This window comes from Pradoshia sp. TA40_28, assembly GCF_059694525.1.
Window position 1 is genome coordinate 1 of sequence record NZ_JCATZO010000004.1, and the last position, 25,357, is coordinate 25,357.

Genomic DNA, 25,357 nt, shown 5'->3' on the forward strand with positions numbered 1-25,357 from the left:
TTCATTCATGCGCTTGTTTAAGAATTTTTCAAGGTATGACATAATCCAGACTAGAAATAATGGCGGTAGCACAGATGATGTATAAGTTGTCTCTGATAAAGCAATACCTAAAAATGTAATCGTCTTTCCTTCTGCAATTTGTACAGCCATATCTGCCCAGGTCGGACTGACAAGTGCCGCCACACTGGCAACTGCAATAAATGTATTTGTCTTAAAATGTTTCGATGCCGTGATGGCAATAAATATTGGGAGGAAAGTAAATGGTGCCCAAGACATAAAGCTTAATACCTGATATGTACCTGTATTAGCAAAATCCTCGAAAAATAGATTAATAATGATTAAAGCACCCTGCAGAATACCGGCAGCTGCTAAGACATATATAAAAGGAGCGAACACCGCCGACATAGTGGCAATAATACGATTTAAAATCGTCCCCTTATTCTCATCTTCATCATTAGTAGTTTCAATGTTTACTAGTTGGATAAATTCATCATAAACATCACCGACATGCTGACCAATGACAACCTGAAATTGGCCGTTGTTTTCTACCACGGTAATAACACCTGGTAATGAGGCAACCGTATCTTTTGCTTTTGGGTTAGATCTCTTTAACACTAAACGCAATCTCGTAGCACAGCGTGTTACTCCAATTACATTTTCTTCTCCACCGACCGCTGCCAAAATGTCTTTTGCCAACTTAGGATAATCTCTCACTTTAGTCGACATATCCTGTCCTCCTAATCTGATATTTATAGTAAAAATTGTATGTAAACCCAATGTTTACGTTTTCATTATAATTGTATCGGTATAATTTTACAATACATATACAATATTTTTATTTATACCTAATTTATTTGATAGAGTTATGTTATAATGTGGTAAAAATATCGATAAGTTGAGGAAGCGGTCATGTTAAAATACCAGCAGATAGCAAATGAAATAGAAAAATATATAGAGACCCATGACCTTCAGCAAGGTGAAAAATTGCCAATCCTAGAAACATTAATGGCGCAGTATGGGGTAAGTAAGAGTACAATCACGAAATCTTTAGATCTATTGGAGAAAAAAGGAGTCGTTTTTCAAGTTCGCGGAAGCGGTATCTTTGTTAGACGTCATAAAAGGAAAGGTTATATTAGCCTTCTTTCCAACCAAGGGTTTAAAAAAGACCTTGAAGATTATCAATTAACATCAAAGGTCATAGAATTAGAGGTTATTAAACCAACACAAGAAATCATGGATAACTTAAATATCGAACCGGATCAAGACGTCTATTCTGTCAAAAGAATTCGCTACATTAACGGAGAAACATTATGTATTGAGCACTCTTATTTTAATAAAGAGATTATTACCTATTTAAATAAGGAAATTGTTACAGAATCGATATTTGATTACATTCGTGAAGGCCTCGGGCTGAAGATTGGCTTTACAGATATGTTCCTTCAAGCCGACAAATTAAACAGTGAAGAAGCAGAGCTTTTAGGGTTAGAGCCTTGCGACCCTAAGTTTTGTATCGAAAGTGTTTTTCATTTAACCAATGGTCAGCCATTTGATTTTTCAAAGGTCACTTATAACTACAAACAATCCAATTTCTTTATTCAGGCGAACGGCCAGTTAATGTAACAGGGGTTCTAATAAGAATAGAAAGAATCGGAGTAACTCCATACAGCCCATTGGCCTCAGGAAGGCTGACCCGTGATTGGACAGAAAAACATTGCGCTCTGAAACTGATCAGATTCAGAAAGCTAAACGAGGAGTGCCGCATGTTCAAATAGCACTTGCCTGGTTATTACAGAAAAAACCAGTAACAGCTCCTATTATAGCCGCTACCAAGATCTCTCATCTCGAGGATTCGGTTGCTTCACTTTCCATTAAATTAACCCCTGAAGAAATAGCGTATTTGGAAGAACCATATATTCCACATCCAATAAGTGGCTTTGGATTAAAATAATTTGTGTCCATTCATCAAAACGACGACCCTAGTTTTTACTAGGGTCGTCGTTTAATTTGCCATTTTTCTCTTCTTAAATTCCGTTCGATTCAATAACTTGCTTGTACCAATAGAAACTATCTTTTTTGATACGACGGAGGTCATGGGTTCCTTCTTCGTGTTGATTGACATAGACGAATCCGTAGCGTTTTTGGAAACCGTTTAGCCAGCTTAATAGATCCGTGAAGGACCAGACACAATACCCAATCACTTCGGCACCATCGGAAATGGCGTCTTGTATCGCTTCCACATGTGCACGAAGATAAGCAATCCGATAATCATCATGGATTTGATCCCCCGCTTCTACCTGATCGAATTCACCGAGCCCGTTTTCACTTATCAGTATCGGCAAATCATATCGGTTTGTGATTCGGCGAAGCGCAACTCTTAACCCTTGCGGATCAATATTCCAATCCCAATTGGTCCGTTCAAGATTTGGATTCTTCGTTGTTTTAAATAACCCTGGAATCCCTGAGTCCTTTGATGTCCCTTTGATGCCGGTTGTATTCATTTCACCGGAGCCCACACCGTCTAATGGATTGACTTCAAAAGTTGTGCTTTGATAATAGTTTAAGCCCATAAAGTCTGGCTTACCCTCTCTTAATAAGGCAAAGTCTCCCTCTTCCACTTCTGGCGCAAGGCCTTCTTCCACTAAGTAGTTCCATGCTGCCTTCGGATATTTTCCCCAAGTATAAATATCCATCCACCAATGGCTATTGAGCTCCTCAGCATTCTCTGCAGCCAAAATATCTTCTGGCTTTGAAGAAGCCGGGTAAGCTGGTCCATAAGCAAAGCTTGGACCAATCTGACCATCCGGTACATAGTGACGGAACGCTTTGATGACACTGGCATTGGCCAAATTTGCGTGATGATTTACCTGATAGAATAGCTTCTTATCTTTTACACCTGGCGGATGTGATCCTTTTTCATATCCATGGCTAGTAAAAATATTTTGTTCATTTAAGCTAACCCAATACTTCACGCGGTCTCCAAAGCGTTTAAAACATTCCACACTATAATTTGTAAAGTCCTCAATGATTCTTCGGGACTCCCAACCGCCATATTCATCCTGAAGTGCCTGTGGCAAATCCCAATGGTACAAGGTTAGAATCGGCTCAATTTGATAGTTACGCAGCTCATTAATTAAATCATCATAAAAGGCGAGGCCCTGCTCGTTGATTTCACCTCTTCCATTTGGAAAAATACGCGCCCACGATACTGAAAAACGGTAAGTCTTTAACCCCATTTCCGCCATTAAACGGACATCTTCCTTATAACGATGATAGTGATCTACAGCCACATCTCCTGTTGTCCCTTTATAGGTCTTACCTGGGATACGTACAAACTGGTCCCAATTACTAATCCCTTTCCCGTCTATATCCCATGCTCCTTCAATTTGATAGGCAGCGGAAGCGGCTCCCCATAAAAAGTCTTTTGGAAATGGTTTAACTGTTTTATACATAAGCGTTTTAGTCTCCCTTCCGTCAAATGTTGCTTCATTTCTTTTATCAACTTGTCACATAGACACTCTCGTAATCTAGCTTTAAACCAAAATGGAATCCTTCTGCCGCTGTAAAAAATGGTACAAAGCACCGATTAGATTGGAGTCATTTCCAAACTGACATCTTTCGACTTTGACTGTTAATCCTTCGTTATCATATTTCATGTCGTTTAAGGTTTCATTAATCTGATTGATAAATCCCTCGCGATTACTGATGGCACCGCCAATCAAAATCTTCTCTGGATCAAGGATAAATTGTAGATTGTAGATGCCGACAGCAAGCCGCCGCATGAACTTATCAATTTCCTCCTGTACTTCCGTATCTCCACTTTCAGCAAGCTCAAATATCAGCTTACCGGTAAGAGCATCGGGGTCCATGCCTTTTCGTTTAGCCACCTGCTTGATTAATCCACCTACCGCTGCCAACGTGCTATAGGTTTCTACTGGTTGCGTCCCCAGATAGTTCTCCATCATCATATATCCGAATTCTCCGGCAAACCCATTTTTTCCGTGTCGAACCTTTTTATCAAGAACCACTGCACCGCCAATGCCCGTGCCAATTACCAAACATAGATAATCCTTTACATCCTTTGCTGCACCAATCCAGCCTTCAGCTAGTCCAGCACAATTTGCGTCATTCTCCAATTCAACCGGTAACTCTGTTCGCTCATGAAGAAGGTCCTTCATATTGGGCCCATGAATATAAGGAAGGGCTGTAATTCCCTCAATCATTCCTGTCTCCACATTCACGGCACCCGGCATGCTCACAGCCAGACCTTTTAACTGATACTTTTTTTTAAACTCCTTCACGATTGAATCAACCGTATCCATAAATTTGGCGAGACTCTTTTTAGGAGTCGGAAGGGAGGATTTTTCTATAAAACAACCCGTTTCATCCATGAGAGCATATTTAATGGCAGAACCTCCAACATCAAGTACCACGTAGTAACTCACCATATAACCTCCAGCTGCTCAATTTTTTAAATTTAATGGTCCAAATCCTCTGTTTATTAGCAGTGGATTTTTCACCAAAATTTTTTACAAGATCAGAGACATTTTTCAGCACGATTCCCGAACAATTAATTCTGAGTCAATAAATACAGGTTTTAATTGAGATCTCTCATTAATTAAATCATCTAGCATATAAGCGGATAATTTACCGAACTTTTCTTTATCCTGTTTCACCGTTGTTAATTTTGGATGACTATAACGGCAGGCTGCAATATCATCACAGCCAATTAACCGGATATCGTCTGGACAGTTTAAGCCTGCATCTTTAATCGCTTGCAATGCTCCAAGTGCCATCATATCTGATGTCGCAAAAATAGCCTCAGGTAAGGTTTTAGATTGAAGTATTTGCTTCATTGCCACATACCCGCTCTCTTCATGAAAATCTCCATATTGAATCCAGTCCTCACGAATCTCCAGACCAAATTGATTCAGCGCTTCGAGGAAACCTTGTTTGCGAAAGATCGAAACAGGCGAATCAAATTTGCCGCCAATAAAACCGATTTTTTTAATGGCATGAAGATAGAAGTACTCCACTACTTTTCTCGACAGCCCTAAATTATCCGTCATGATGTAACACGCTTTAGGTCCTTTTAATTCAATATCGATTCCAATACAAGGTAGACCGTCTAAGGCTAAAGCGTAGGTGGATTCTTCTACTTCTTCACCCGCAATAATTAAACAGCCATCCACATTAAAATGACGGCATCTTGCCAAATAACTTCCATTATCCGATTGAAAGTTTTCGTTTGAAAACATTAAAATATCGTATCCTAGTAAACCTATATTTTTTTTGAAGGAAGAGATCACCTCATTGAAATAAGGATGGGTCATATCTACGTTAATTCTTCCTGCATAAATTAACCCAATCAGATTTGACTTTTTCGTTGCTAGGGATCTAGCGGAAAAATTGGGCTCGTAACCATTTTGGTTAATGATATCCATAACCTTTTTCTTCGTTTTTTCACTTATTCCCTCGTAATTATTAAGGACCTTTGAAACGGTCCCCTGAGAAACATTGGCCATTTGTGCTATATCTTTAATGGTTAAATTCATGTTAATCCCTTCTAAATCCGAGTCATCTAGTGTTTCCCATTTAGAATACTAGTAGTTTCAATAGCTACCTATAATCCGGTTTGACTGCTTATTTCACAGAGCCTTCTGTGATACTTGAGATAAATAATTTATTAAAGAATAAGAATACTAGTAACAGAGGAACTGTTGCCCAAAATACTCCTGACATAATCATTCCAAAGTCCACATTATGTGTATTGCTTAATTGAGCCAATGCTACCTGAATGGTATAGTTTTCTGGATCCCTTAACACAGTAAACTGCCATAAGAACTCACCCCATACTGCCGTAAAAACAATAATACCCAATGTCGCAAAGGCAGGAAGAGTAATCGGTACGACGATACTGCGATAAATTCTGAAATTCGAACAACCATCCAATTTCGCCGCTTCAATAAGCTCATCTGGAACCGATTTACTTATATATTGCCGCATGAGGAATATTCCTAAAGGATTTAAAAAAAACAGCACCATAACTCCTGGCAAGGTATCAAGCAAACCTGCATTCGATATTAAGAAGTACTGTGGGATCAAACCCAATTGCGGTGGAATAATCATCGTTATCAGTATGGCGATAAAGAATACATTTTTTCCGCGGAAATTAAATTTTGCAAAGGCAAATCCGGCCAATGAACTAATGAATAATACAACGATTGTCACAATGGCACAAATAACAAATGAATTCCACATTGAACCGAAGAAATCAATCTGATTTAAAACCTTTTTAAAATTTTCCACTAATAAATTCCCAGGTGTAAGGGTAGGAGGAATCGAGTTAAAGGCCGAACTGGGTCTAGTGGCCATAACAAACATCCAATAAAACGGGAACAAGGATAATAAGGAGGTAATCGTCAATAAACCATAGACTAGTAGTTTACTTATGGTAAATTTCCTTACCTTTTCTTGTTTTTTCATTGTACATCCCTCCTTTTTCTTCCGGCACCTGATGTTAAGTACACATTAATTGCGGCAATTGCTGAGATCAGTACTAATAAAATGATGGCTGTTGCAGATGCGGTACCAAAGGATTGTAACTTGAACGCATCACGATATAAGTACATAACAATTGTCATTGCTTCATCCCTTGTGAAAGCACCCGTTCCCAAAAAGATCGTTGGCTCGGAAAACAGCTGCAATGCTCCAACGGTGGAAGTAAAGACTGTCAGTATAATAAATGGTTTTAACATAGGAACGGTAATATAGCGAAATTGTTGGAATTTATTTGCCCCATCTATTGTCGCGGCTTCATACAAATCATTTGGAATGCTCTGAATTCCCGCGAGGTAAATGATTGTGTTATATCCGACCCATCGCCAGAAAACCATAATTGAAATCGCAATTTTCGTTCCCCATTCTGAACTTGCCCAACTGATAGGATCAAGACCTGCTAAACTTAAAACATAATTGGCTAATGAGGATTCATGGTTACTAAACAGCACACTGAAAATCAGGGCCACCGCCACCATGGATGTTATATAAGGCATAAAAATGGTGATTCTGAAGAAGTTTCTAAATCTTAGAAAGGCCATGTTCAAAAAATAAGCAAAAATAATTCCGAACACAATTTGCGGAGCAGTACCCATGATCCCCATGACAAGCGTGTTATAAACAGCTTTCCAAAACAGAGGATCTGTTAAGACAATCTGAAAATTATCCAATCCCACTGAGACCATAGGACTGAGACCGTTCCATTTTTGAAACGCTAAATAAATACTGAAAATCATAGGATACAAACCAATAATCGCAAAAATGATAAAGAAAGGAGCGATGTATAAATAAGCAGAATACATATCTTTTTTTGCCTCTGACCTAAAGCGCTTCTTTTTCATCTTGATTTTATTCGTACCGGTATTCGCTTTCACTGGATCCATATTTACACCTCTTTTCCTATCAAAGATGGGAGTGGCGCATTCCCTTTTAAGAGTCACGCCAATCCCCACCTTATCTGGTAATCTACTTAAAATTAGCGATCTAATAAGCCCTTGGATCGTTTAACAGCAGCTTTCCATTCTTTTTCAGGATCCGTTCCTTTACTTTGAACATTCTTTAAGCTATTTAATACTTCTGAATAGATTGGGAAGTATTTTTCGCCTTTATAAACAGTCCCATTAATATCTTGTGCAGCTTGTGCAAATACCGGTGCGGTTGATTGTCCGCCAAAGAATTCATCTTTATTTGTTTTGAAAGTATCCATTTCATATACAGCTTGTGCAGAAGGGAAAAGTCCCTTGTCTTGGAAGGATTTTAGTTGATTATCTGGAGAAACTAACCATGAAGTAAATTTATAGGCTTCTTTCGCATTTTTTGTTTCGCTTGGTATGGAGATAAAAGAACCGCCCCAGTTTGCCGCAAATTCAGTTGGAAGTGTCGCAACTCTCCATTTACCGGAAGCTTCTTGCGCATTCCCCTCCATCCAACCTTTTAACCAGCCAGCCCCTAATTCAGCAGCAAATTCACCTTTGTTCACAGCATTTGCCCACTCTGGTGACCACATTTCAAATTTACCCACTATACCCATTTCATTCAGTTTCACAGCATAATCATAGGCCTCTTTAACAGCGTTCCCTTCTTCTTCTATCAGTAACTCCCCTTTAGAGTTAAGGAATGTAGTCTCAGCTCCATCTAAGTAAGCTCTGAATGCCATTTCGATACTATCGATAAATACCTTGCCTGTTTTTTCTTTCACTTTAACTCCAGCTTCTTCAAAAGCTTTTGGTGAATTGATTAATGCTGTTACTTCTTCCGGTTCTGTTGGCAGACCAGCAGCTTCAAATAAATCTGCACGATAGTATAGCGCTTTCGGTCCAATATCTGTTGGCAGACCAATCAAGAAATCACCACTATCGTCCTCACCTGTTTTCCATTTCCAATCCAAGTACTGATCCTGAATATCTTTTGCACCATGATCGTATAAGTTTTCAAAACGATCCTGCGCTCCTTTAAAACGGTCAAGTTGATCAATTTCCAACATGGTAATATCAGGCGCTCCACTTCCAGCAGATAGTGCTGTAAATAACGCATCATGGTGTTCCGCGGTTTCTGCAGCTCTTACTTTAACTGTGACATTCGGGTTTTCTTTCTCATATTCTTTCGCCAATTCTTCATAATTCGTAGCACCAAATGTCCAGAAATCCAGGGTGACTTTTTCTCCACTTTTACCATCGTTAGAAGATGCCTTTTCATTGTCTTTACATGCAGCTAACGAAAATACCAGGGCCGTAGATAATCCAATCACAGCCAATTTTTTCAAGCTTTTCAATTGTGATACCCCCCTATTATTGTTTTGTCAAACGTTCACCAAATGGTTTAAGGCTACAAAATAAATTTCGAGTAATTCTTATCCTTTCCTACCTCCTTTACCATGCTGTTCTCTAAAAATATGATAATAGCTCTACTACATAGAAACCGGTTTCCTAATAAGTTCAAGTGTTATGTAAATAATTAATAATGAAACCGCTTTCAATAGTGATTATAATTCCAATATTCTAAAAAATCAACCACTTATTGGAAATTTTATCTGCATATTTGGAAATCGCTTTCGTAAACTATTCTTCTAAATTCCTCATACCAAGAAAGTACGTGATTATACTCGGAAATAAATAAAAAAAGCGCTAGGATGTTATTCCTAGCGCTGCCTTCATCACCGAAAGAATTATGAAACTTTATTTCTCTTATCATCTAGTTATGCAAAACCAAGACCAAGAAATAGATTAATTTCGAGCAATTAATGCTTTGATTTTCTGATTAATTTCTCCACGCATTAGTCCGCCGTGATAACAGACAACGGTCTCGATATCAAATGGTGTAAACTTCTCCAGTGATTGTAAAGCCTGCTCCATGTTTACTGTAGAATACAAGGAGGAAGATAGTAGCTCACCGTTGTCGATTACTAAAGCATCACTCGCAATCAACATCTTGCTTGTGTGATGATACAGTGGTGTATGCCCTGGCTTATGAATGACTGTCAGACCCCCTCCTATTGGAAGTCTCATTCCGTCCGTCAATAGTTACTTCAGATGAGGCTTGGACGATCAAATAAAAACATTTTCGAACGATGTACGTACCTCATCCAGTAAAATTGCTAACTCGGCAGTTAAATTCTCGAGCGGGAACTTTAAAAGACCAACTTTTCCATCAATCGTCTTCATGAGCATAGACATCAAACGATGCCTCTCCCGTTTCAGCTAAGAATCCCGGAAAACCTCCATTATGGTCAATATCCTGAAGCATCAGTAAGATAGCCCGAAGTGGCTTGCTCGACATACGAGAGTATGTCTTCTGCCATGCCGGGTATACCCGTATCAATTAACGTCCAATTTTCCTCATCATATACGATAACAGGGTGAATCATCATAGAGCGTCCACTAAGCTTCATTTCCAATTCTAACATTCCTAATCTATCCTCATTTCGCATCATCATTACCAATCCTCGACGCACCTCCCTTTTAGGAATCCTTTAACATTAGAGACGAACCACGTTACTTAGATTCTTATAAGCCTGATTAATAGACTCTACCTACTTCTTCCTTCATTTTACAACACCATAACAATAGGATAATCGAGTCAATTTATGTTAAAATTACACTTTACAGATGGGAGGAATTATGATGGTCAAAAAGAAAGTATTGGCGGTTGTTACAAGCCATGGATATATGAAAAACGAAAAAGATAAAACAGGTTTATGGTTAAGTGAACTTGTACATTTTTATGATTGTTTGAAATTAGCAGGATATGAGGTTGATATTGTCTCTACAAAGGGTGGTAAAGTACCTCTTGATCCGAAAAGCCTTCTCCCTGTCTTGTTGGATAACAGAACAAAGGAATATTATCTGGACCCTTACTTTATTAGTAGATTGGATAAAACCACTTCGATTGATGAGATTAAGGCTGATGAATATAGCTGCATCTATTTTGCCGGCGGGCATGGAACCATGTGGGACTTCCCTAATCAGTCAAGCATTCAAAAACTGACTGCTGAGATTTATGAAAAGGGCGGTGTCGTTTCGGCTGTTTGCCACGGACCTGCTGCTTTATTAAATGTTGAGTTATCAGATGGGACTCATCTCTTGGAAGGTAAAACAGTAACCGGTTATACAAATATGGAAGAAATGATCCTATTTGCAACAAGTAAAATACCGTTTAAACTACAGGATCAGTTATCTGCTAAAGCTGAAAAATTCACAAAATCTGCTGTTCCATTTACATCACATGTGGTAGAAGATGAGCGAGTAATCACGGGACAAAATCCACAAAGTGCACGTGCAGTAGGCGAGACTACGTTACGCTTCTTACAAAATCGGAGAGCCTATTAAAAAATGTCGATTCAAACTCCAAACCTTTGTTGGAGTATTGAATCGACATTTTTTATGACTTACATCGGCAAAACATACAAAAAGATAGATAAAAAATGAAGAATTGAAGCAACCAATACCATTAGATGCCAAATTGCATGGTGATAAGGAAACCCTCTCCATACATAAAAAATGCTACCTAATGTGTATAATAAACCGCCATACACGAGCATCATTAATCCCGTTGTAGGAACTGCTATTTTCAAAGGCTCCCAAGCTACAATAATCAACCAACCCATTACGATATAAATCATGGTAGAGAGAATGACAAATTTCCTCAGACAAAAAGCCTTAAAAATAATCCCACCTATAGCTAAAGTCCAAATGATTGCCAATAATGTATATCCTGTTTTACCTCCAATTGCAATGACTGCATATGGAGTATACGTCCCTGCAATAAATAAATAGATGGAAGTATGATCAAAAAATTCCATAACTATTTTGGCTTTTCCTTCAGGAAATGCATGTGTAAGAGTCGAAAATGTATAAAGCATCACCATTGATATCCCATAAATTAGAACAACCCATAGTCTACCTTCTGCTCCATTGGTTACTGTAAATACAATCATTAAAATGAGTGCTGCAAAGGATAAAGCTGCTCCTATGCCATGCGTAACTGCATTTACAATTTCTTCCTCCTTAGTGTACGTATAGACTCGATTCATTATAAGGCTCCTTTCTATGTTGTTATTTGTCTATTCCCGCTTTTTTGCTAACTTAATACCTCTCTAACTATTTTTTTAGATTTAATTCTTTTAACAGATAAGGCCAAACCTGCATAATGTCGGTTGCCAGCATCGCGCTCGGCTCACGATCATTTGCCCAATATTCTGACGCTTTTCCGTGTAGATAAACAGCATTCGCTACTGCTGAAGAATAGGATGATTCCCTACCCTGGCAGATTAACCCTAAAATAATACCGAGCAATGTATCACCAGAACCTCCTTTTGAAAGCCCACGATTACCCGTTTGATTGATATAGCCCGTTCCATCAGGAAAGGCAATCACCGTATTTGCCCCTTTTAAAACAACAATCACCCCATGCTCAATCGCATAGTCACGCGCTGCCGAGAAGCGATTTTCATTGATCCACTTAACTGATAAGCCTGTTATTCGTGCCATCTCGCCAGGATGAGGGGTCAGAATAATAGGTGCTAGCCGCCCCTTTGGATACTCTCTTTTTTGAAGAGCTGCCGCGTCTAAAATGAGAGGGAGATCAGACTGCTCCAACAAAAACTGAATTTTATCCTCCAACTGATCATCATGATCTAAGCCCGGTCCTATTGCTACTGCTTTCATACTTGATAGTTGTTTATTCTCTTTCAATTTTTGAAGTGGTTGATACCAATAAGTTGCTTCAGGAAGCCGCTGACAAATAATGTTCGATACACGTTGATCGGTTGCAATCGTCAGTTTCCCGATCCCGGAACGCATAGCACCGAGTCCAGCCAAAATTGCACAACCAGGCATCTCTTCGCTCCCAGCAATTAATAACCCAGTTCCAAACGATCCCTTGTGCGGATTATTCGGTAAAGCCGGCCATGTTGTTTTGACATCATTCTCCGTCCATACTCTCCAGCCCGACTGCTGAATCAACCCAATATCAAGTGATTTAACTGTACCGTAATAGTTACTCGATGGGACTAAAAATGCTGAAGGTTTAACGCCGTGTAAACATAAAGTGTAATCCGCCTTAAATGCTGTCACAACCGTACCTCGATCTGCTTCAACACCGGATGGAATATCAATTGCTATCTTCATGGCTGATGATTGGTTCCAATAAGCAAGCACTCGATTTGCTTCATCAGAAAATGTCGGTTTGAAACCAATACCAAATAGCCCATCGATCAGAACATCATATTCATTTTCAATCGGTTGCGTGTATGGATACCCACAAGTAACAAAATAAGAAAAATGCTTTTGTGCGACTTCAGACTTTGGCAGTCCAAACGGGAAAATTAGCCTTGCCTTATACCCATTATTTAACAATAATCTCGCAAGAACAATCGCATCGCCGCCATTATTTCCTTGCCCGGCTAATATACCAATTTCGTCTTCCTTATCAATCAGGTTCGATACCTCTCTAAACAAAGCCTGTCCGGAATTTTCCATCAAAGTAAAGATGGAAAGCCCATCCGCTTCTGCTTTACGATCGATTTTCCTAATTTCATTCGAAAAATAAATATTCATCCAAAGCCACCTCTTTTCTTTTTACTTCTCCTTCTAGTATACAACAATAACATCTAGCAATTTAAGCGATATCATTTATCCTGTTGCTTGGAGCAGGGATAGGTGTGGGATAGCTATACCATAGATGTGTCAAAGGTACGCGATAGCCGGGACATAGTTACTTCATAGCCTGGGGAAAGTGACTTTGACCTGCCTTTCACACGCCCTTGACCCGGACTAGCCGGGGCATAGCCGCCTCATAGCCCGACAATAGTGACTTTTACCTGCCTTTCACCCGCCTTTGTCCCGGTATAGCCAGGGCATAGGCGGGTCATAGCCCGACAATAGTGACTTTGACCTGCCTTTCACACGCCTTTGACCCGGTATAGCCAGGGCATAGGCGGGTCATAGCCCGGGGAAAGCGGCTTTAACCTACCTTTCACACGCCTATTGACTAGCTATAGGCGGGCAATAGCTGTAGTATCGAAAAAGCCGGCTCCGCAATCGGCGCCGACCTCCCTTTAACCATCTGTATCTAGTAATGTTTTCCGATCAATACCTGGTATTCTTCCTTTATTTAATGCTTTCTCCCAGTTTCCATACATCGGATTCGGAAAGACAATAAACTTATTTCCTATTCTATTCTTCATTAACTCAACTTGTCTTTTTCGTTCCTCTGCATCCAGGGAGTCGAATTCCTTGGAGAAATCAATTAAATTATCTCCAAGGAGTAGAATAACGTCGTGGTTTTTTTCGATAGTTTGCCGTCTTGATTCTTTACTCACTTCGTCTGTCAGTAAAATAAGATGCCCATTATCTATTTGCGGAAAACCAGCCTTCTTCAAGTTCTTTTCGGTAGCCTCATATAAGTGTTTTTTTCTGTTTGTCACATAAAAGATTTTGATTCCTTTCATATCTGCATATTGAAGGAATTCCAAAGCCCCGGGTAACGGCTTGGCATTTGCTTGAGACACCCACTCATCCCATCCTTCATTAAAGGAAATGTTCTTTTGGACTATTTGAGCTAAAAAAGGACTATTATTTAATACGGTCTCATCAATGTCCAAAATAATGGCTTTATCCTTATCCGTCTTATGTTGTAGTGCTTGATCAAGTCTTAGTTTAGCCAGTTCATACCCTTGCCTGTATAATGCATCGGCTTCCGCTGACTGTTGATACCAAAGGATCGATGTAACATTTTCATCCTGCTGCATGCTTGCTTCAACACTGTTCGACGGATTTGCCAAAACAAAAAATAGACCGATAGCCATAAATGCATTTCTTATCGTATTCCTTTTCATTCCAATCACCTCTCGAACAGTTTCTCCAATGGTATATACTTTCATGAAAAATTATCGTAAAACAAATCCGTCTTCACTTGGTTATATATGGTAATATTTGATAAAGGATTTATTTATGAGAGGAGTGGTATTAAAAATGGCTGTGAGAGTTTTATTAGAACTTATAAGAATTCCTGTTATATTCTTGCTTCTAGGAGCACTGGGTGGATTCTTTCTAGATTCGATTTATACATCAATTGGTACGGACTCTAAGTATTTCTGGTTAGGCTATATCGCCATTCTTATTTTAATTCTCGTTCTATACAGAAATAAGTTGCAATTTAGTGGGTGGTATAAGGATAAAGGGATGAAAAGACTTCCGAAAACAATAACAAAAACCCTTATGATCAGTGCAGGTATCCTGCTATTATTACCACCAATTCTAAGCAACTGAATGGATTACTTTAAGAATTACAGAAACACTTAGATTTTATAATAAAAAAACTGAATAACCCAGCAAAAATAACGCTAAACCTACTAGGCTTAACGCTTTCACTTTCTTCATTACTATCTTAGATCCACTCTTTCCCGTGTTTACGAATAAAGTCGATATCTTTTTGATAATGGTCCAGCTCTCCTCGATCAATCATCTGCCGAAAAGCAAGATTACCTTCACGAGCTTTTTGAATCATAGTTTGCCGTAAAGCTTGTAAGCGTAGTAGGACCATCTCAATAAATCCTTCTTTCAAGTCCACCCTCCCATACGATTCAAAAAATAGTTCCACTCGTTGTTTAATTCGGTCGGCATCTGCTGAAGACTTATAATAAACCGCCTCACCTGTTTCCGTTTGATAATGCCTACTTAAAGGAGCACATGTATAAAGTGTATAGGCGATATCCCAAATTCTTGGCCCTGGAGCAGCCATATCGAAATCAATGATACCGACCGGCTTTTTGTGATTAAAAATGATATTATATATGGCAAAATCGTTATGACAGATAACCTCCATTTTGTCTGGAGTCTGATCCATCGGTTTCCATTCATCTGCTAAGGGAAAGTCACTTACAGCATCATGATAGAGCCGAAGCATAAGCGCTATGTCTTTTAAGATATCATTAGACCACATATACTCTTTTAATGGATAATGACCAGCTTCTCCTTCGATAAATGACAGAATCTCTCTTCCTTTTTCATCAACACCTAAAAATGTTGGCGCACTAGTAAACCCTTTGTTCTCCAAATGCTTTAAAAGCTTATGAATGTTAGTCCCCTCTGCCTTTAAATCTCGTCGCACCGTATCACCAATCCGATAGACGTTTGAGACATTTCCACCTTCCAACACTTCTTCACTTTCGTACTCATTTTCCATTTAAATTCCTCCATTTTAGGGAGCTTTAGTTATGAAAATAAAGATGTATTTTCGCCCTGGTATATGGAACTTACATATACCCCCTCATTAAATCCCTTGAATGGTTTCGGCTCAAGTGATTCTTAACAATAATAAAGCATCCAACGATTACATTTAGATAAAATAGATTCCCTCTTCCTTCATCTAATGCGCCGCTTACCAAATTTCACCATATAGATGGAGGTAGGTTAAATGTTTGTGAGAAATTATTATCGTTAAAACGCTGTCCTAGTGCTTCCTCTCCTATAGAAATTCAACATTACTCTCCAGAGGTCCTTGCAAATACAAAAAAGAAATTCAGAATATAGGGCCATCAAGACCCCTTCTGAATTCCTAATATCTTTCGTATCTAAGCAGGTATCAAACCGCCTACATTAATATTGATTAGTCGTTTTATTCTGTTTAACTAATTTTTTCAACGATTGAATCTGCCCTAGGTGCATTGCCTCATGGTTCAGTAACATATGGAACAGTTCGCTTTTCGTTTTAAGATTAAACTTTGTAAAAGGACCTGTTATCTCTTCTCCCCAGTATTCTTGCGGAAGGTCTTTAATTCTCTTTTCTTGTGAAAGATAATTTGATTTTATATCATCCAGAGAAGGCGCGCTTCTTTGCCAATACTTTGGAGCAGTCCCACGGCTAAAAAATTCTGCATATAACTTCGATAGCGGTGATTGGCTGCCAGGATAATCAAATAAGAATGATTCTGCACTGACCAGTAAATGCCCTAATTGCCAGCGAATCGTATTATTAAAACCTTCTGGTTGAAAATCAGCTTCCGCTTCAGATAAACCTTCCATGATTTCCTGTAGCTTGCTTCTAGTCATTTCAAATTGTTTTTGCATACCAGCTGTCTCCATATTTACCCCTCCAAATAATCTATTTCCCTCAAAAAATAATGGACTTCTATCCTTATACCCTATCTTTTCTGGAAAAAAACAGAAGGTAAACAGGATAACACTGATCAATCATCATTTCTACAAATTATTGGCTGGTTGTTTGTTTCTCCTTATTTCTGTTCAGCTCTCCGATAAATGATTCTAATACCTGATGGGTCCCTTGATAGAGAGAAGTCACGACCTTACTTCCCACAATAATTCCATCGCAATAGTCATATAATTGGTTAGCCATCTTAGCACTGGAAATCCCGAATCCGGCATAAATCGGACAATCTGCATAGTACGTGAGATGTTGAATTTGTTCTTTAAAGGCATTTTCATTTAACTGAGTCTTTTCACCTGTCGTTCCATTTACGGTTACGGCATAAATAAAACCTTCAGCTCCATCACAAAGTTCTTCCATTCGTGTTGGATCGGCAGTTAATGGTACGAGTCTGATCAACACAATTCCGTACTTACTGAGCGCTTCTTTAAACATCCGCTCTTCTTCAAGGGGTACATCCGGAATTATACAGGCACTAATACTTGCTTCACTGCACTTGACAGCAAACTGTTCGATTCCCATCCTTAGTACAGGATTGGCATACGTCATAACAATCATTGGTATCGCAATGTTTTCTCCCGTATGGATCAACTCATCCAATATATCCGGAAGGGTGACCCCTTGTTTCAGGGCACGTATTCCCGCCTCTTGAATGCTTGGACCATCAGCCACTGGGTCAGAAAATGGAACCCCAATTTCAATAGCGGATGCTTCCAACTTCTCAAAATATTGAATGGTTGAAACGAGCTGATGAAGTCCACCGTCACCACCCATAATATAAGGAATAAACCCTTTTTCTCCACGCTTTTTAGCATCAGAAAGGTATTCCACCAGCTTATTCGGCATGCTCTCCACCTCCAATTATGTTCATGACCGTACTCATATCCTTATCTCCTCTTCCCGATAAACAAATCACAATCGACTGGTTCTTTTCCATTTTAGGTGCCCTTTTGGCCGCTTCCGCTATCGCATGTGCGCTTTCCAGTGCAGGAATAATTCCTTCCTTTCTTGTTAAAAGCTTAAATGCTTCAAATGCTTCGTCATCTCGAATAGATGTATACTCCACTCTTCCCTCATCCTTCAAAAAGCAGTGTTCCGGCCCGACTCCCGGATAATCGAGTCCAGCTGATATGGAGTGGGCTTCCTCCACCTGCCCCGCTTCATCCTGTAACATATACATAAGGGCGCCATGTAAAATCCCCTTCTCTCCTTTTGAAAGGGAAGCTGCGTGCTCTTTCGTATTCAATCCTTTGCCAGCCGCTTCTACACCAATCAACGAGACTTGACGATCCTCTAAGAAATCGTAAAACATCCCCATTGAATTACTGCCGCCTCCAATGCAGGCAATAATTTGATCCGGTAATTGATCATGTAACTCCAGGAATTGCTCCCTTGTTTCCTGGCCGATTACACGTTGGAAATCTCGTACAATTTGTGGGAAAGGATGAGGACCCATAACGGAACCTAATAAATAATGAGTATCCTCAATGTGACTGACCCAATAACGCAAAGCCTCATTTACGGCATCCTTTAACGAGCGACTTCCCTGCAACACAGGTACCACCTTTGCACCTAGCAATTCCATTTTGAGTACATTCGGCATTTGTCTCTTTACATCTTTTTCCCCCATAAAGATCACTGGTTCTAAACCTAGTAAAGCACAAACGGTTGCAGTCGCGACTCCATGCTGGCCGGCACCTGTTTCCGCAACAATTCTTCTTTTGCCCATTGCTTTGGCAAGTAAGGCCTGACCAAGTGTATTATTAATTTTGTGTGCGCCCGTATGGTTCAAATCCTCGCGTTTCAGGTAAATCTGGGCACCCCCAAAATATCCAGTCAAGTTCTTCGCAAAGTATAAGGGAGTCTCTCTTCCTACATAATGCTTTAACAGAGATCTATATTCAGCGATAAATGCATCATTCTGAGCAATTGTTTTATAGGCTTCTTCTAATTCATACAACGCAGGCATTAATGTTTCCGGTACAAACCGACCCCCATATTCCCCATATCGTCCTGTTGCATCTGGATTTTCTTTTATCTTAATCATTTGATTGCCCCCTCTTTTGCCTTTTTTATAAATTCAACGATTCTCCTCGTATTTTTTCTTCCATCCATCTCCACTCCACTGCTGACATCGACCATATACGGACACACAACTTCAATCGCAGTACCTACATTTTCAGGATTCAGGCCACCAGCAAGAATGATATTGGGATATTTACGTCCCATACCTCTCGCCTTTTCCCAATCAAATGGCACGCCGTTTCCTCCCCTATATCCCTGTGCGGCTGCATCCAATAAAATATAATCAGCATGCTGTACTTGTCTAAATTCTAAATCTGCTTGATAGGATTCAATCCCTAGAGATTTAATAATCGGCAAGCCAACCTCCAAATAATCTGCAGGTTGTTCTTCTCCATGAAGTTGAATCGCTGACAACTCGCAATACTGTGCTATTTTCATTACCTTTTCAACCTCTTCATTGACAAAGACTCCAACCTTCCAGCTTTTCTTTCCTAATTTAGAGATTATCTGTTTTGCGAGCTCAGGAGTAATCCTTCGCTTACTATCAGCAAACATAAACCCTAGTGCATCCGCACCTGCTTTTTCGGCTGCCCGTGCATTCTCGATTTTTTGAATCCCACAGATTTTCACCTTCAACGCCTGGTCCTTCTTTCGATTTGTTTAATCTCTTTAATAAAGGGAGCGGGATTTTGCTTTTTCATTAAGGTTTCTCCAATCAGAATCGCATCCACCCCTGCACCGGCTACACGCAAACAATCTTCCAGATTCCTGATGCTACTTTCACTAACAACGATGATGGATGGATCATCAATTAAGTAGATTAAACGCTCCGTAACAGCTAAATCCGTTTTAAATGATTGAAGATTTCGATTATTTATTCCAATAAGTGTTGGCTGAAGAGAAAGAGCTGCCTCCAAATCGTCTTCATCATGTACTTCAAGTAATACTTCCAGGCCTAAATGGATGGCATACTCATGCAGAGCTTTTAATTTTAGTGGCGGGAGGATTCGCACAATCAGCAGAATCAAACTTGCACCAGATAAAAAGGCCCGATTAATCTGAGATTCTTCCATTATAAAATCCTTACATAAGACTGGCAGTTTAGTTTGACTGCTTACTATCTGCAAATCTTCAAAACTACCGTTAAAGTATTCTTTATCCGTCAAAACCGAAATCCCGTCGGCGCCGCCTTCTACATATTTATTAGCTATTTCTATCGGATTGGCCAGAGCTTGAATGACTCCTTTTGAGGGAGACGACCGTTTAAATTCGGCAATCACACCAAGTGTCGATTGACTCCTGACTCGATCTACAAATGAACCTCTAACCTGTTTGTATGGAGCGTGATCCTCTATTTCAATTGCTTTTAAACTATTTAGTTCTTTTCTCTTCTGTTCCACTATATTTGTTAAATAGGTTGGCATACACCCTCGGCTCCTTTCGTATAAATCTGTCCTTTAATTTCTTGTAGTTTCTTATAAACAGCACCTGAATCGATTAAATCAGCCGCATACGTTACACCGTCTCTGATTGTATGTACCTTTTCTGCTACAAACAATCCAATACCAGCATTCAATATGACAGCATCACGGCATGAATTCTGATCGCCCTGGAAAATCTCAATCATTTTTTTGGCATTGTCGATTGGTCTACCACCCGCTAAATGGCTATTATCCGATAGATCTAATCCAACATCATGAGGATGAAGAGTTTCTTCTGATATTTTTCCATTTTGAACGAAGTATAGTTTGTTTTCACCAGCTAACGAAGCTTCATCCATATTTCCTGCTCCGTGGATGATAGCGGCCCTCTTTCTCCCAGCCTTCAAAAGCACCTCCCCATACACCCTTAATAGCTTTTCATCATACACACCAACCATTTGATAGGTTAATTGAACAGGATTGGTTAAGGGACCGATTGCATTAAAAATCGTAGGGATTCCCAGTTGCTTTCTGACAGCAGCAATTCTTTTTAATTTGGGATGGATATGGCCGGCATTCAAAAAGACTAAATTAGATTGATGAAGAATTTCTCTCGCTTCTTCCAGTTGATTAATCGTATTAATGCCCAGTGCTTTTAAAACATCCATACTGCCGGATTGACTCGTCATATTTTTATTTCCGTGCTTTGCCATCTTGATTCCTGCACTGGCCAAGACAAATGCCGAGGCTGTACTGATATTAAAACTATTGCTCCGGTCTCCGCCCGTTCCGCAATTATCCATCGCACCAGGAAGATCCCCGAGTTGGTGCGTTGACTCCTTCCGAATGATGTCTGCGATAATATACAATTCCTGACTCCCGTATCCCTTCATTCCAATGGCCATCAAAAACGCAGCCAGTTCCGCTTCAGAAACAGTTGGACTTAATATTTGATTTGCCGCATCCTTCATCTCATCCTCTGATAAACTCTTACCTTTACTTAATTTGAAAAGAAACTCATTCATGCAAGACAGCCTCCTTCACAGTGCTGAGAAAATTAGTTAGTATCGTTCTTCCATAAGGTGTTCCTATTGATTCAGGATGAAATTGTACGCCATATAAGGGATATTCTTTATGACGAATGGCCATAATCTCCTGATCATCCTCTGACACTGCAATAATCTTAAACTCGTTTGGAAGGGTCTCTCTTTTTATAATTAAGGAATGATATCTCATGGCTAGGAACCCTTGTGGTGTATCCTTAAAAATCTCATCTCCTGTATGGATGATGTTTGAGGATTTACCGTGTTTGATTATTACCGCTCTGCTTACTGTAGCACCAAATACCTGACCAATAGTCTGATGGCCAAGACATACGCCTAAGATTGGAATTTGGGTGCTTAGATTTTCAATTAGCTCCTGACATATGCCACTCTCTTCCGGTCGTCCTGGCCCAGGTGACAAGATAATGGAAGTCGGTGATAATTCTTTTACTTCCTGAAGCGTAAGGGAATTATTTCGTTTAACTAGGACCTCTTCACCCAATTCCAATAAAAGCTGATACAGGTTATACGTAAAGGAATCAAAATTATCGATAAGTAAAATCATGGCTTCCAACCTCCTTAAACCCTGCTTTATGAAGCGTTTCATTCCATTCATTTTCCGGAATGGAATCATAGACAATGCCGGCACCTGCCTGAAAATGAATATATTGGTCCTTGATTACAGCCATCCTGATTGCCAATGTCATATCCAATTCCCCACCATAAGAGAGAAAGCCAACTCCTCCGCCATATGCTCCTCTTCTTTCCTGCTCAGCCTCTGAAATTAATTCCATCGCTCGTATTTTAGGGGCACCTGAAACGGTTCCTGCCGGAAGACAGGCTTTAATGGCATCCATCGGGTGAACCTCTTCCTTTAATACACCTGTCATTTCTGAGACAAGATGGATGACATGTTTAAATCTCTCAATCTCCATAAATCGTTTAATACGTATACTTTGCGGTTCGCAAATTTTTCCTAAATCATTTCTGGCCAGGTCAACCAGCATGATATGTTCTGCCTTCTCTTTCTCATCATCTAGTAAGCTGGCTACTTGTTCTTCGTCTTCTTGAAGGTTTTCCCCTCTTGGCCTAGTACCTGCGATTGGATTGGAATAAATGACACCCTCATTAATTGCAATCAATCGTTCGGGAGAACAGCCCACTAATTGATAGGATCCAAAATCAATATGAAAATGGAATGTTTCAGGATGATCTTTCTTTAACTTACGGAAATAATCTTCCGACTCTCCCGTAAACGCTCCGGTCCAACGCTGTGATAAAACAGCCTGAAATATATCTCCATTTTTGATTCTTGATTTTAATGATTCTACTGACACCATAAACTTTTCCTTATTCGTATTGCTTTTAATTCCATGAATCACATACTTTCGATTTTCAGCTGCCTTACTGGAAATGGCTAGTTTTTCTCGAAAGCCTTGCATCCTTTCAATCAATTCCTCCCTTGATTGGTCACTTTCGTAATCCACATGCAGATGGCTGCATTCTGATAAATCGTTCCCACTGTAAACAAAATAATCGGTATGATAGAGAAAGTGTAGATCCGGAATACCAACTGGATTCATTTCCGGTGGCTCTATATTTTCAAAGAGAAAATTATACGAATAGCCTGCAAATCCAATGGCTCCTCCTTTAAATGGAAGATCGGGATAAAGAGAAGCATCTATATGAAGTGAAGCTTTTATAAACTCATGCGGATTGTTCACTTTCTTTTCTATCTGATCACCTTGCATAAAGATAGTTCCAGCCAACTCCATCTTTATTTCTGCATATCGATTAAAGGCTATAATTCTAGTTCTGCTATCACTTGGAGATGGAAATTCAAGCACAGACTTATATGGATCATTGATTTCACTAATAAACTTGAGCTTATTCTGTTCTTCACTGCTCAGGTGCACCCTGATTATGGTCGGTTTTCTCATGTTTATCCCCCCTGAAAATAAAAAAATCCCCCATAAGCAAACAAATTGCTTATGGAGGACGTATGATCGTGGTGCCACCCCCGTTGGGTCTCTTCGGATACGTAGACGAATTAAATCATCATTTAATATCCTATCCTTTTAACGGTGGAATCCCGTATTCCCCTACTAACATTCAGGGAATCACTCGAAAGCCCATTCACATAAAGTCTGCATACCGGTTCTCACCAACTCCGGCTCTCTGTAGTGCTGTCCTTTTATGCTACTCCTCTTTCTTAACGTTTTACGTATTTACTTTTTCCCATACAAAAAGGGCCTAACTTCCCTATAAAAAAGGACGAGAGACCCGCGGTACCACCTTCATTGATTGCTGGATGAAACAAGCAATCCACTTCAAAACAGCTGTTGTCATCAACAACTAACTGTCAGCCTATTATAACGATCGGCTAAATCGGCCAAAGCATACTGATCCATACGCGTTCTGCCTGGCAACTCCGAAGTCCATTCACAAATGAAATTGTACCGATTCCCACCACCCATCGGCTCTCTAAAACTTTTTCAAATGTTACTACTCTTCATCAACGCATTATTATGTTTAAGTTGTTGTTAATACTAATTTAATCATTCTGAATTGTCAACCTATTCAGTTAAATTCAGGTAAAAAGATGGATATTAATTTAGAGTATTACATTGCATTATTATTTTGATTTTTTTGAAACACATATTTTGATTAATTATTAATTTATCCTTCAGGCTACTAAGAGATTCTCTGCTATATCAAATTAACCCAAAATCCCTCTATTACTTGACTTCATGGTATTTAAATGATGGCCAAACTACTATGTATGTACAAAAAAAGAGTGCCAAATCAGTATGATTAGACACTCTTTTCACAACAAATCATTTGGATCTTATATTAATTATTAATTTATCATATCGAGTTTTAAAAAAAATCATCCCTCAAGCAATAAAGATTCCGGATCTTCGATTAATTTTTTCACATTGGCAAGGAAGCTAACTGCTTCTGCTCCGTCGACAATACGGTGATCGTAAGATAATGCGATATACATCATTGGGCGAACTTCGATTTTATCATCCTCAACAGCAATCGGGCGTTTTTTAATCCCATGCATGCCAAGGATCCCTACTTGTGTACCATTTAAGATAGGCGTAGACATTAGGGAACCGAAAACACCGCCGTTTGTGATCGTAAAGGTTCCGCCTTGTAAATCTGATAGGGCCAATTTATTATCACGTGCTTTTTTCGCCAAACTGCCTATTTCTCTTTCAATTTCAGCAAAATTCATACGGTCTGCATCTCTTACCACTGGAACAACCAGTCCTTCAGGAGCAGATACCGCTACACCAATATCATAGTATTTTTTGATAAGCAGCTCTTCGCCTTGGATCTCAGCGTTTAAAAGTGGATATTTCTTAAGAGAACCTACAACTGCTTTTGTGAAGAAGGACATAAATCCTAATTTCACATCATTCTCTTTTTGGAATGCATCCTTACGTTTATTACGCAAGTTCATGATATTCGTCATGTCTACTTCGTTAAAGGTAGTCAGCATCGCTGTATTATGCTGCACTTCAACTAAACGTTTCGCAATCGTTTGACGTCTACGAGACATTTTCACACGCTCTTCCGGTTTACCAGATACTTGAGCCGGGGCAGGTACAGCTTTTTTTGGTTCAGGTTTTGGAGGCTTAGGCGCTGGCACACTAGGTTGTGCTTGTCCATTATAGGATTCAACATCTTGCTTACGTACTCTACCAAGAGGGTCCACTGTTGGGATTTCATTTAAATCAATCCCTTTTTCTCTTGCTAGTTTACGGGCAGATGGAGAAGCTACTGGTTTATTTCCTTTTTTCTCTTCTTTTAGTTCAGGAGCTGGCGCTGCTTCTTTTGGTTCTTCTTTCTCTTGCTCTTTTGCTGCAGGCTCCTGCTCTTTACTACTTGCAGGCGCGCCGTCAGCGTCTACAACGGCAATTGCTTCACCGACAAGAACAATATCGCCTTCTTCTTTTAATTGCTCAGACAAAACTCCTTCATAGTCAGAGATAATTTCAACATTGACTTTATCTGTTTCAAGTTCAACAATGTATTCCCCTTTTTCAACCGTATCACCCGGTTGTTTAAGCCACTGAGCAATCGTTCCCTCTGTAATAGATTCCGCTAATTCTGGTACTTTTACTTCTGCCATCTCTC

General features: G+C 39.5%; 26 protein-coding genes, 1 pseudogene and 2 other annotated features. Of the genes and pseudogenes, 4 read left to right on the top strand and 23 right to left on the bottom strand.

The window, feature by feature from the left end:
• The coding region (locus AC58NB_RS05985) for a PTS transporter subunit EIIC (RefSeq protein WP_497425919.1) at nucleotides 1-726 on the bottom strand (726 nt) is incomplete at its 3' end.
• 183 nt (nucleotides 727-909) lie between these two features.
• On the opposite strand from AC58NB_RS05985, the gene AC58NB_RS05990 reads away from it, so the two are divergent.
• Both AC58NB_RS05990 and AC58NB_RS05995 read left to right on the top strand, forming a co-directional pair.
• The gene (locus tag AC58NB_RS05990; RefSeq protein WP_497425920.1) at nucleotides 910-1,620 is read left to right on the top strand and encodes a GntR family transcriptional regulator; all 711 of its coding nucleotides are present in this window, start codon (nucleotides 910-912) and stop codon (nucleotides 1,618-1,620) included.
• Between the two features lie 8 nt (nucleotides 1,621-1,628).
• Nucleotides 1,629-1,948, top strand: a pseudogene (locus tag AC58NB_RS05995) (aldo/keto reductase); the annotation flags it as partial.
• Nucleotides 1,949-2,021: 73 nt separating this feature from the next.
• On the opposite strand, the gene AC58NB_RS06000 reads toward AC58NB_RS05995, so the two are convergent.
• The 9 genes from AC58NB_RS06000 to AC58NB_RS06040 all read right to left on the bottom strand — a co-directional run bounded on the left by AC58NB_RS06000 (nucleotide 2,022) and on the right by AC58NB_RS06040 (nucleotide 9,994).
• Nucleotides 2,022-3,449: a glycoside hydrolase family 1 protein gene (locus tag AC58NB_RS06000; RefSeq protein ID WP_497425921.1), complete on the bottom strand. Its 1,428-nt coding sequence runs from the start codon at nucleotides 3,447-3,449 to the stop codon at nucleotides 2,022-2,024.
• An 81-nt stretch (nucleotides 3,450-3,530) separates the two neighbouring features.
• Nucleotides 3,531-4,442, bottom strand: a complete 912-nt coding sequence (locus tag AC58NB_RS06005) for an ROK family protein (protein ID WP_497425922.1) — start codon at nucleotides 4,440-4,442, stop codon at nucleotides 3,531-3,533.
• Between the two features lie 105 nt (nucleotides 4,443-4,547).
• Entirely contained in the window at nucleotides 4,548-5,552 is a 1,005-nt protein-coding gene (locus AC58NB_RS06010) for a LacI family DNA-binding transcriptional regulator (protein ID WP_497425923.1), read from the bottom strand.
• Between the two features lie 88 nt (nucleotides 5,553-5,640).
• Entirely contained in the window at nucleotides 5,641-6,483 is an 843-nt protein-coding gene (locus AC58NB_RS06015) for a carbohydrate ABC transporter permease (RefSeq protein WP_497425924.1), read from the bottom strand.
• A complete protein-coding gene (locus AC58NB_RS06020) occupies nucleotides 6,480-7,439 on the bottom strand; it encodes a carbohydrate ABC transporter permease (protein WP_497425925.1) in 960 nt (319 codons plus the stop codon). Before AC58NB_RS06020 ends, AC58NB_RS06015 begins: the two co-directional genes overlap by 4 nt.
• 92 nt (nucleotides 7,440-7,531) lie before the next feature.
• The gene (locus tag AC58NB_RS06025; protein ID WP_497425926.1) at nucleotides 7,532-8,827 is read right to left on the bottom strand and encodes an ABC transporter substrate-binding protein; all 1,296 of its coding nucleotides are present in this window, start codon (nucleotides 8,825-8,827) and stop codon (nucleotides 7,532-7,534) included.
• A 451-nt stretch (nucleotides 8,828-9,278) separates the two neighbouring features.
• A complete protein-coding gene (locus AC58NB_RS06030; protein ID WP_497425927.1) occupies nucleotides 9,279-9,560 on the bottom strand; it encodes an MBL fold metallo-hydrolase in 282 nt (93 codons plus the stop codon).
• A 39-nt stretch (nucleotides 9,561-9,599) separates the two neighbouring features.
• The gene (locus AC58NB_RS06035; RefSeq protein WP_497425928.1) at nucleotides 9,600-9,728 is read right to left on the bottom strand and encodes a hypothetical protein; all 129 of its coding nucleotides are present in this window, start codon (nucleotides 9,726-9,728) and stop codon (nucleotides 9,600-9,602) included.
• Between the two features lie 53 nt (nucleotides 9,729-9,781).
• Nucleotides 9,782-9,994: a hypothetical protein gene (locus AC58NB_RS06040; protein WP_497425929.1), complete on the bottom strand. Its 213-nt coding sequence runs from the start codon at nucleotides 9,992-9,994 to the stop codon at nucleotides 9,782-9,784.
• A gap of 181 nt (nucleotides 9,995-10,175) precedes the next feature.
• Between AC58NB_RS06040 and AC58NB_RS06045 the strand changes: the two genes are divergently transcribed.
• Nucleotides 10,176-10,880 (top strand): type 1 glutamine amidotransferase domain-containing protein, encoded by a 705-nt coding sequence (locus AC58NB_RS06045; protein WP_497425930.1) that lies wholly within the window; start codon nucleotides 10,176-10,178, stop codon nucleotides 10,878-10,880.
• Between the two features lie 59 nt (nucleotides 10,881-10,939).
• Here the strand turns inward: AC58NB_RS06045 and trhA are convergent, their stop codons facing one another.
• The 3 genes from trhA to AC58NB_RS06060 all read right to left on the bottom strand — a co-directional run bounded on the left by trhA (nucleotide 10,940) and on the right by AC58NB_RS06060 (nucleotide 14,434).
• On the bottom strand, nucleotides 10,940-11,584 hold the full coding sequence (trhA, locus tag AC58NB_RS06050; protein ID WP_497425931.1) for a PAQR family membrane homeostasis protein TrhA: 645 nt from the start codon (nucleotides 11,582-11,584) through the stop codon (nucleotides 10,940-10,942).
• Between the two features lie 67 nt (nucleotides 11,585-11,651).
• Nucleotides 11,652-13,109, bottom strand: a complete 1,458-nt coding sequence (locus AC58NB_RS06055) for an NAD(P)H-hydrate dehydratase (protein ID WP_497425932.1) — start codon at nucleotides 13,107-13,109, stop codon at nucleotides 11,652-11,654.
• Between the two features lie 500 nt (nucleotides 13,110-13,609).
• Nucleotides 13,610-14,434, bottom strand: coding sequence for a 5'-nucleotidase, lipoprotein e(P4) family (locus AC58NB_RS06060; RefSeq protein WP_497425933.1), 825 nt, complete (start codon nucleotides 14,432-14,434; stop codon nucleotides 13,610-13,612).
• A gap of 91 nt (nucleotides 14,435-14,525) precedes the next feature.
• Between AC58NB_RS06060 and AC58NB_RS06065 the strand changes: the two genes are divergently transcribed.
• Nucleotides 14,526-14,822, top strand: a complete 297-nt coding sequence (locus AC58NB_RS06065; RefSeq protein ID WP_497425934.1) for a hypothetical protein — start codon at nucleotides 14,526-14,528, stop codon at nucleotides 14,820-14,822.
• A 118-nt stretch (nucleotides 14,823-14,940) separates the two neighbouring features.
• Here AC58NB_RS06065 and AC58NB_RS06070 read toward each other — a convergent pair whose 3' ends face one another.
• From AC58NB_RS06070 to odhB, 10 genes are all read right to left on the bottom strand, one after another.
• On the bottom strand, nucleotides 14,941-15,738 hold the full coding sequence (locus tag AC58NB_RS06070; RefSeq protein WP_497425935.1) for a phosphotransferase: 798 nt from the start codon (nucleotides 15,736-15,738) through the stop codon (nucleotides 14,941-14,943).
• Between the two features lie 413 nt (nucleotides 15,739-16,151).
• Entirely contained in the window at nucleotides 16,152-16,637 is a 486-nt protein-coding gene (locus tag AC58NB_RS06075; RefSeq protein WP_497425936.1) for a DinB family protein, read from the bottom strand.
• A 124-nt stretch (nucleotides 16,638-16,761) separates the two neighbouring features.
• Nucleotides 16,762-17,565, bottom strand: a complete 804-nt coding sequence (trpA, locus tag AC58NB_RS06080) for a tryptophan synthase subunit alpha (RefSeq protein WP_497425937.1) — start codon at nucleotides 17,563-17,565, stop codon at nucleotides 16,762-16,764.
• Nucleotides 17,555-18,766: a tryptophan synthase subunit beta gene (gene trpB / locus AC58NB_RS06085; protein WP_497425938.1), complete on the bottom strand. Its 1,212-nt coding sequence runs from the start codon at nucleotides 18,764-18,766 to the stop codon at nucleotides 17,555-17,557. The genes trpA and trpB overlap by 11 nt, the downstream gene beginning before the upstream one ends.
• Entirely contained in the window at nucleotides 18,763-19,380 is a 618-nt protein-coding gene (locus AC58NB_RS06090; protein WP_497425939.1) for a phosphoribosylanthranilate isomerase, read from the bottom strand. Before AC58NB_RS06090 ends, trpB begins: the two co-directional genes overlap by 4 nt.
• A complete protein-coding gene (gene trpC / locus AC58NB_RS06095; RefSeq protein WP_497425940.1) occupies nucleotides 19,377-20,168 on the bottom strand; it encodes an indole-3-glycerol phosphate synthase TrpC in 792 nt (263 codons plus the stop codon). Before trpC ends, AC58NB_RS06090 begins: the two co-directional genes overlap by 4 nt.
• Nucleotides 20,153-21,190: an anthranilate phosphoribosyltransferase gene (gene trpD / locus AC58NB_RS06100; RefSeq protein WP_497425941.1), complete on the bottom strand. Its 1,038-nt coding sequence runs from the start codon at nucleotides 21,188-21,190 to the stop codon at nucleotides 20,153-20,155. Before trpD ends, trpC begins: the two co-directional genes overlap by 16 nt.
• Nucleotides 21,183-21,773: an anthranilate synthase component II gene (locus AC58NB_RS06105; RefSeq protein ID WP_497425942.1), complete on the bottom strand. Its 591-nt coding sequence runs from the start codon at nucleotides 21,771-21,773 to the stop codon at nucleotides 21,183-21,185. Before AC58NB_RS06105 ends, trpD begins: the two co-directional genes overlap by 8 nt.
• Complete coding sequence (locus AC58NB_RS06110) at nucleotides 21,754-23,148, bottom strand: anthranilate synthase component I family protein (RefSeq protein WP_497425943.1); 1,395 nt, start codon at nucleotides 23,146-23,148, stop codon at nucleotides 21,754-21,756. Before AC58NB_RS06110 ends, AC58NB_RS06105 begins: the two co-directional genes overlap by 20 nt.
• A 51-nt stretch (nucleotides 23,149-23,199) precedes the next feature.
• Nucleotides 23,200-23,433: a binding site (T-box leader), on the bottom strand.
• A gap of 42 nt (nucleotides 23,434-23,475) precedes the next feature.
• Nucleotides 23,476-23,736 (bottom strand) — a binding site (T-box leader).
• 362 nt (nucleotides 23,737-24,098) lie between these two features.
• Entirely contained in the window at nucleotides 24,099-25,352 is a 1,254-nt protein-coding gene (gene odhB, locus AC58NB_RS06115; RefSeq protein ID WP_497425944.1) for a 2-oxoglutarate dehydrogenase complex dihydrolipoyllysine-residue succinyltransferase, read from the bottom strand.
• Nucleotides 25,353-25,357: the final 5 nt, after the last annotated feature.

Bases quoted from the DNA above. Each gene is read 5' to 3' on its own strand.
- AC58NB_RS06035 (WP_497425928.1), bottom strand. From the start codon at position 9,728: ATGTCTATGCTCATGAAGACGATTGATGGAAAAGTTGGTCTTTTAAAG.
- AC58NB_RS06030 (WP_497425927.1), bottom strand. From the start codon at position 9,560: ATGAGACTTCCAATAGGAGGGGGTCTGACAGTCATTCATAAGCCAGGG.
- trhA (WP_497425931.1), bottom strand. From the start codon at position 11,584: ATGAATCGAGTCTATACGTACACTAAGGAGGAAGAAATTGTAAATGCA.
- trpB (WP_497425938.1), bottom strand. From the start codon at position 18,766: ATGATTAAGATAAAAGAAAATCCAGATGCAACAGGACGATATGGGGAA.
- AC58NB_RS06020 (WP_497425925.1), bottom strand. From the start codon at position 7,439: ATGGATCCAGTGAAAGCGAATACCGGTACGAATAAAATCAAGATGAAA.
- AC58NB_RS06110 (WP_497425943.1), bottom strand. From the start codon at position 23,148: ATGAGAAAACCGACCATAATCAGGGTGCACCTGAGCAGTGAAGAACAG.
- trpD (WP_497425941.1), bottom strand. From the start codon at position 21,190: ATGAATGAGTTTCTTTTCAAATTAAGTAAAGGTAAGAGTTTATCAGAG.
- AC58NB_RS06060 (WP_497425933.1), bottom strand. From the start codon at position 14,434: ATGAAAGTATATACCATTGGAGAAACTGTTCGAGAGGTGATTGGAATG.
- AC58NB_RS06055 (WP_497425932.1), bottom strand. From the start codon at position 13,109: ATGAATATTTATTTTTCGAATGAAATTAGGAAAATCGATCGTAAAGCA.
- AC58NB_RS06070 (WP_497425935.1), bottom strand. From the start codon at position 15,738: ATGGAAAATGAGTACGAAAGTGAAGAAGTGTTGGAAGGTGGAAATGTC.
- AC58NB_RS05990 (WP_497425920.1), top strand. From the start codon at position 910: ATGTTAAAATACCAGCAGATAGCAAATGAAATAGAAAAATATATAGAG.
- AC58NB_RS06000 (WP_497425921.1), bottom strand. From the start codon at position 3,449: ATGTATAAAACAGTTAAACCATTTCCAAAAGACTTTTTATGGGGAGCC.
- AC58NB_RS06015 (WP_497425924.1), bottom strand. From the start codon at position 6,483: ATGAAAAAACAAGAAAAGGTAAGGAAATTTACCATAAGTAAACTACTA.
- AC58NB_RS06075 (WP_497425936.1), bottom strand. From the start codon at position 16,637: ATGGAGACAGCTGGTATGCAAAAACAATTTGAAATGACTAGAAGCAAG.
- odhB (WP_497425944.1), bottom strand. From the start codon at position 25,352: ATGGCAGAAGTAAAAGTACCAGAATTAGCGGAATCTATTACAGAGGGA.
- AC58NB_RS06010 (WP_497425923.1), bottom strand. From the start codon at position 5,552: ATGAATTTAACCATTAAAGATATAGCACAAATGGCCAATGTTTCTCAG.
- AC58NB_RS06065 (WP_497425934.1), top strand. From the start codon at position 14,526: ATGGCTGTGAGAGTTTTATTAGAACTTATAAGAATTCCTGTTATATTC.
- AC58NB_RS06045 (WP_497425930.1), top strand. From the start codon at position 10,176: ATGGTCAAAAAGAAAGTATTGGCGGTTGTTACAAGCCATGGATATATG.
- trpA (WP_497425937.1), bottom strand. From the start codon at position 17,565: ATGCCGAATAAGCTGGTGGAATACCTTTCTGATGCTAAAAAGCGTGGA.
- trpC (WP_497425940.1), bottom strand. From the start codon at position 20,168: ATGCCAACCTATTTAACAAATATAGTGGAACAGAAGAGAAAAGAACTA.
- AC58NB_RS06105 (WP_497425942.1), bottom strand. From the start codon at position 21,773: ATGATTTTACTTATCGATAATTTTGATTCCTTTACGTATAACCTGTAT.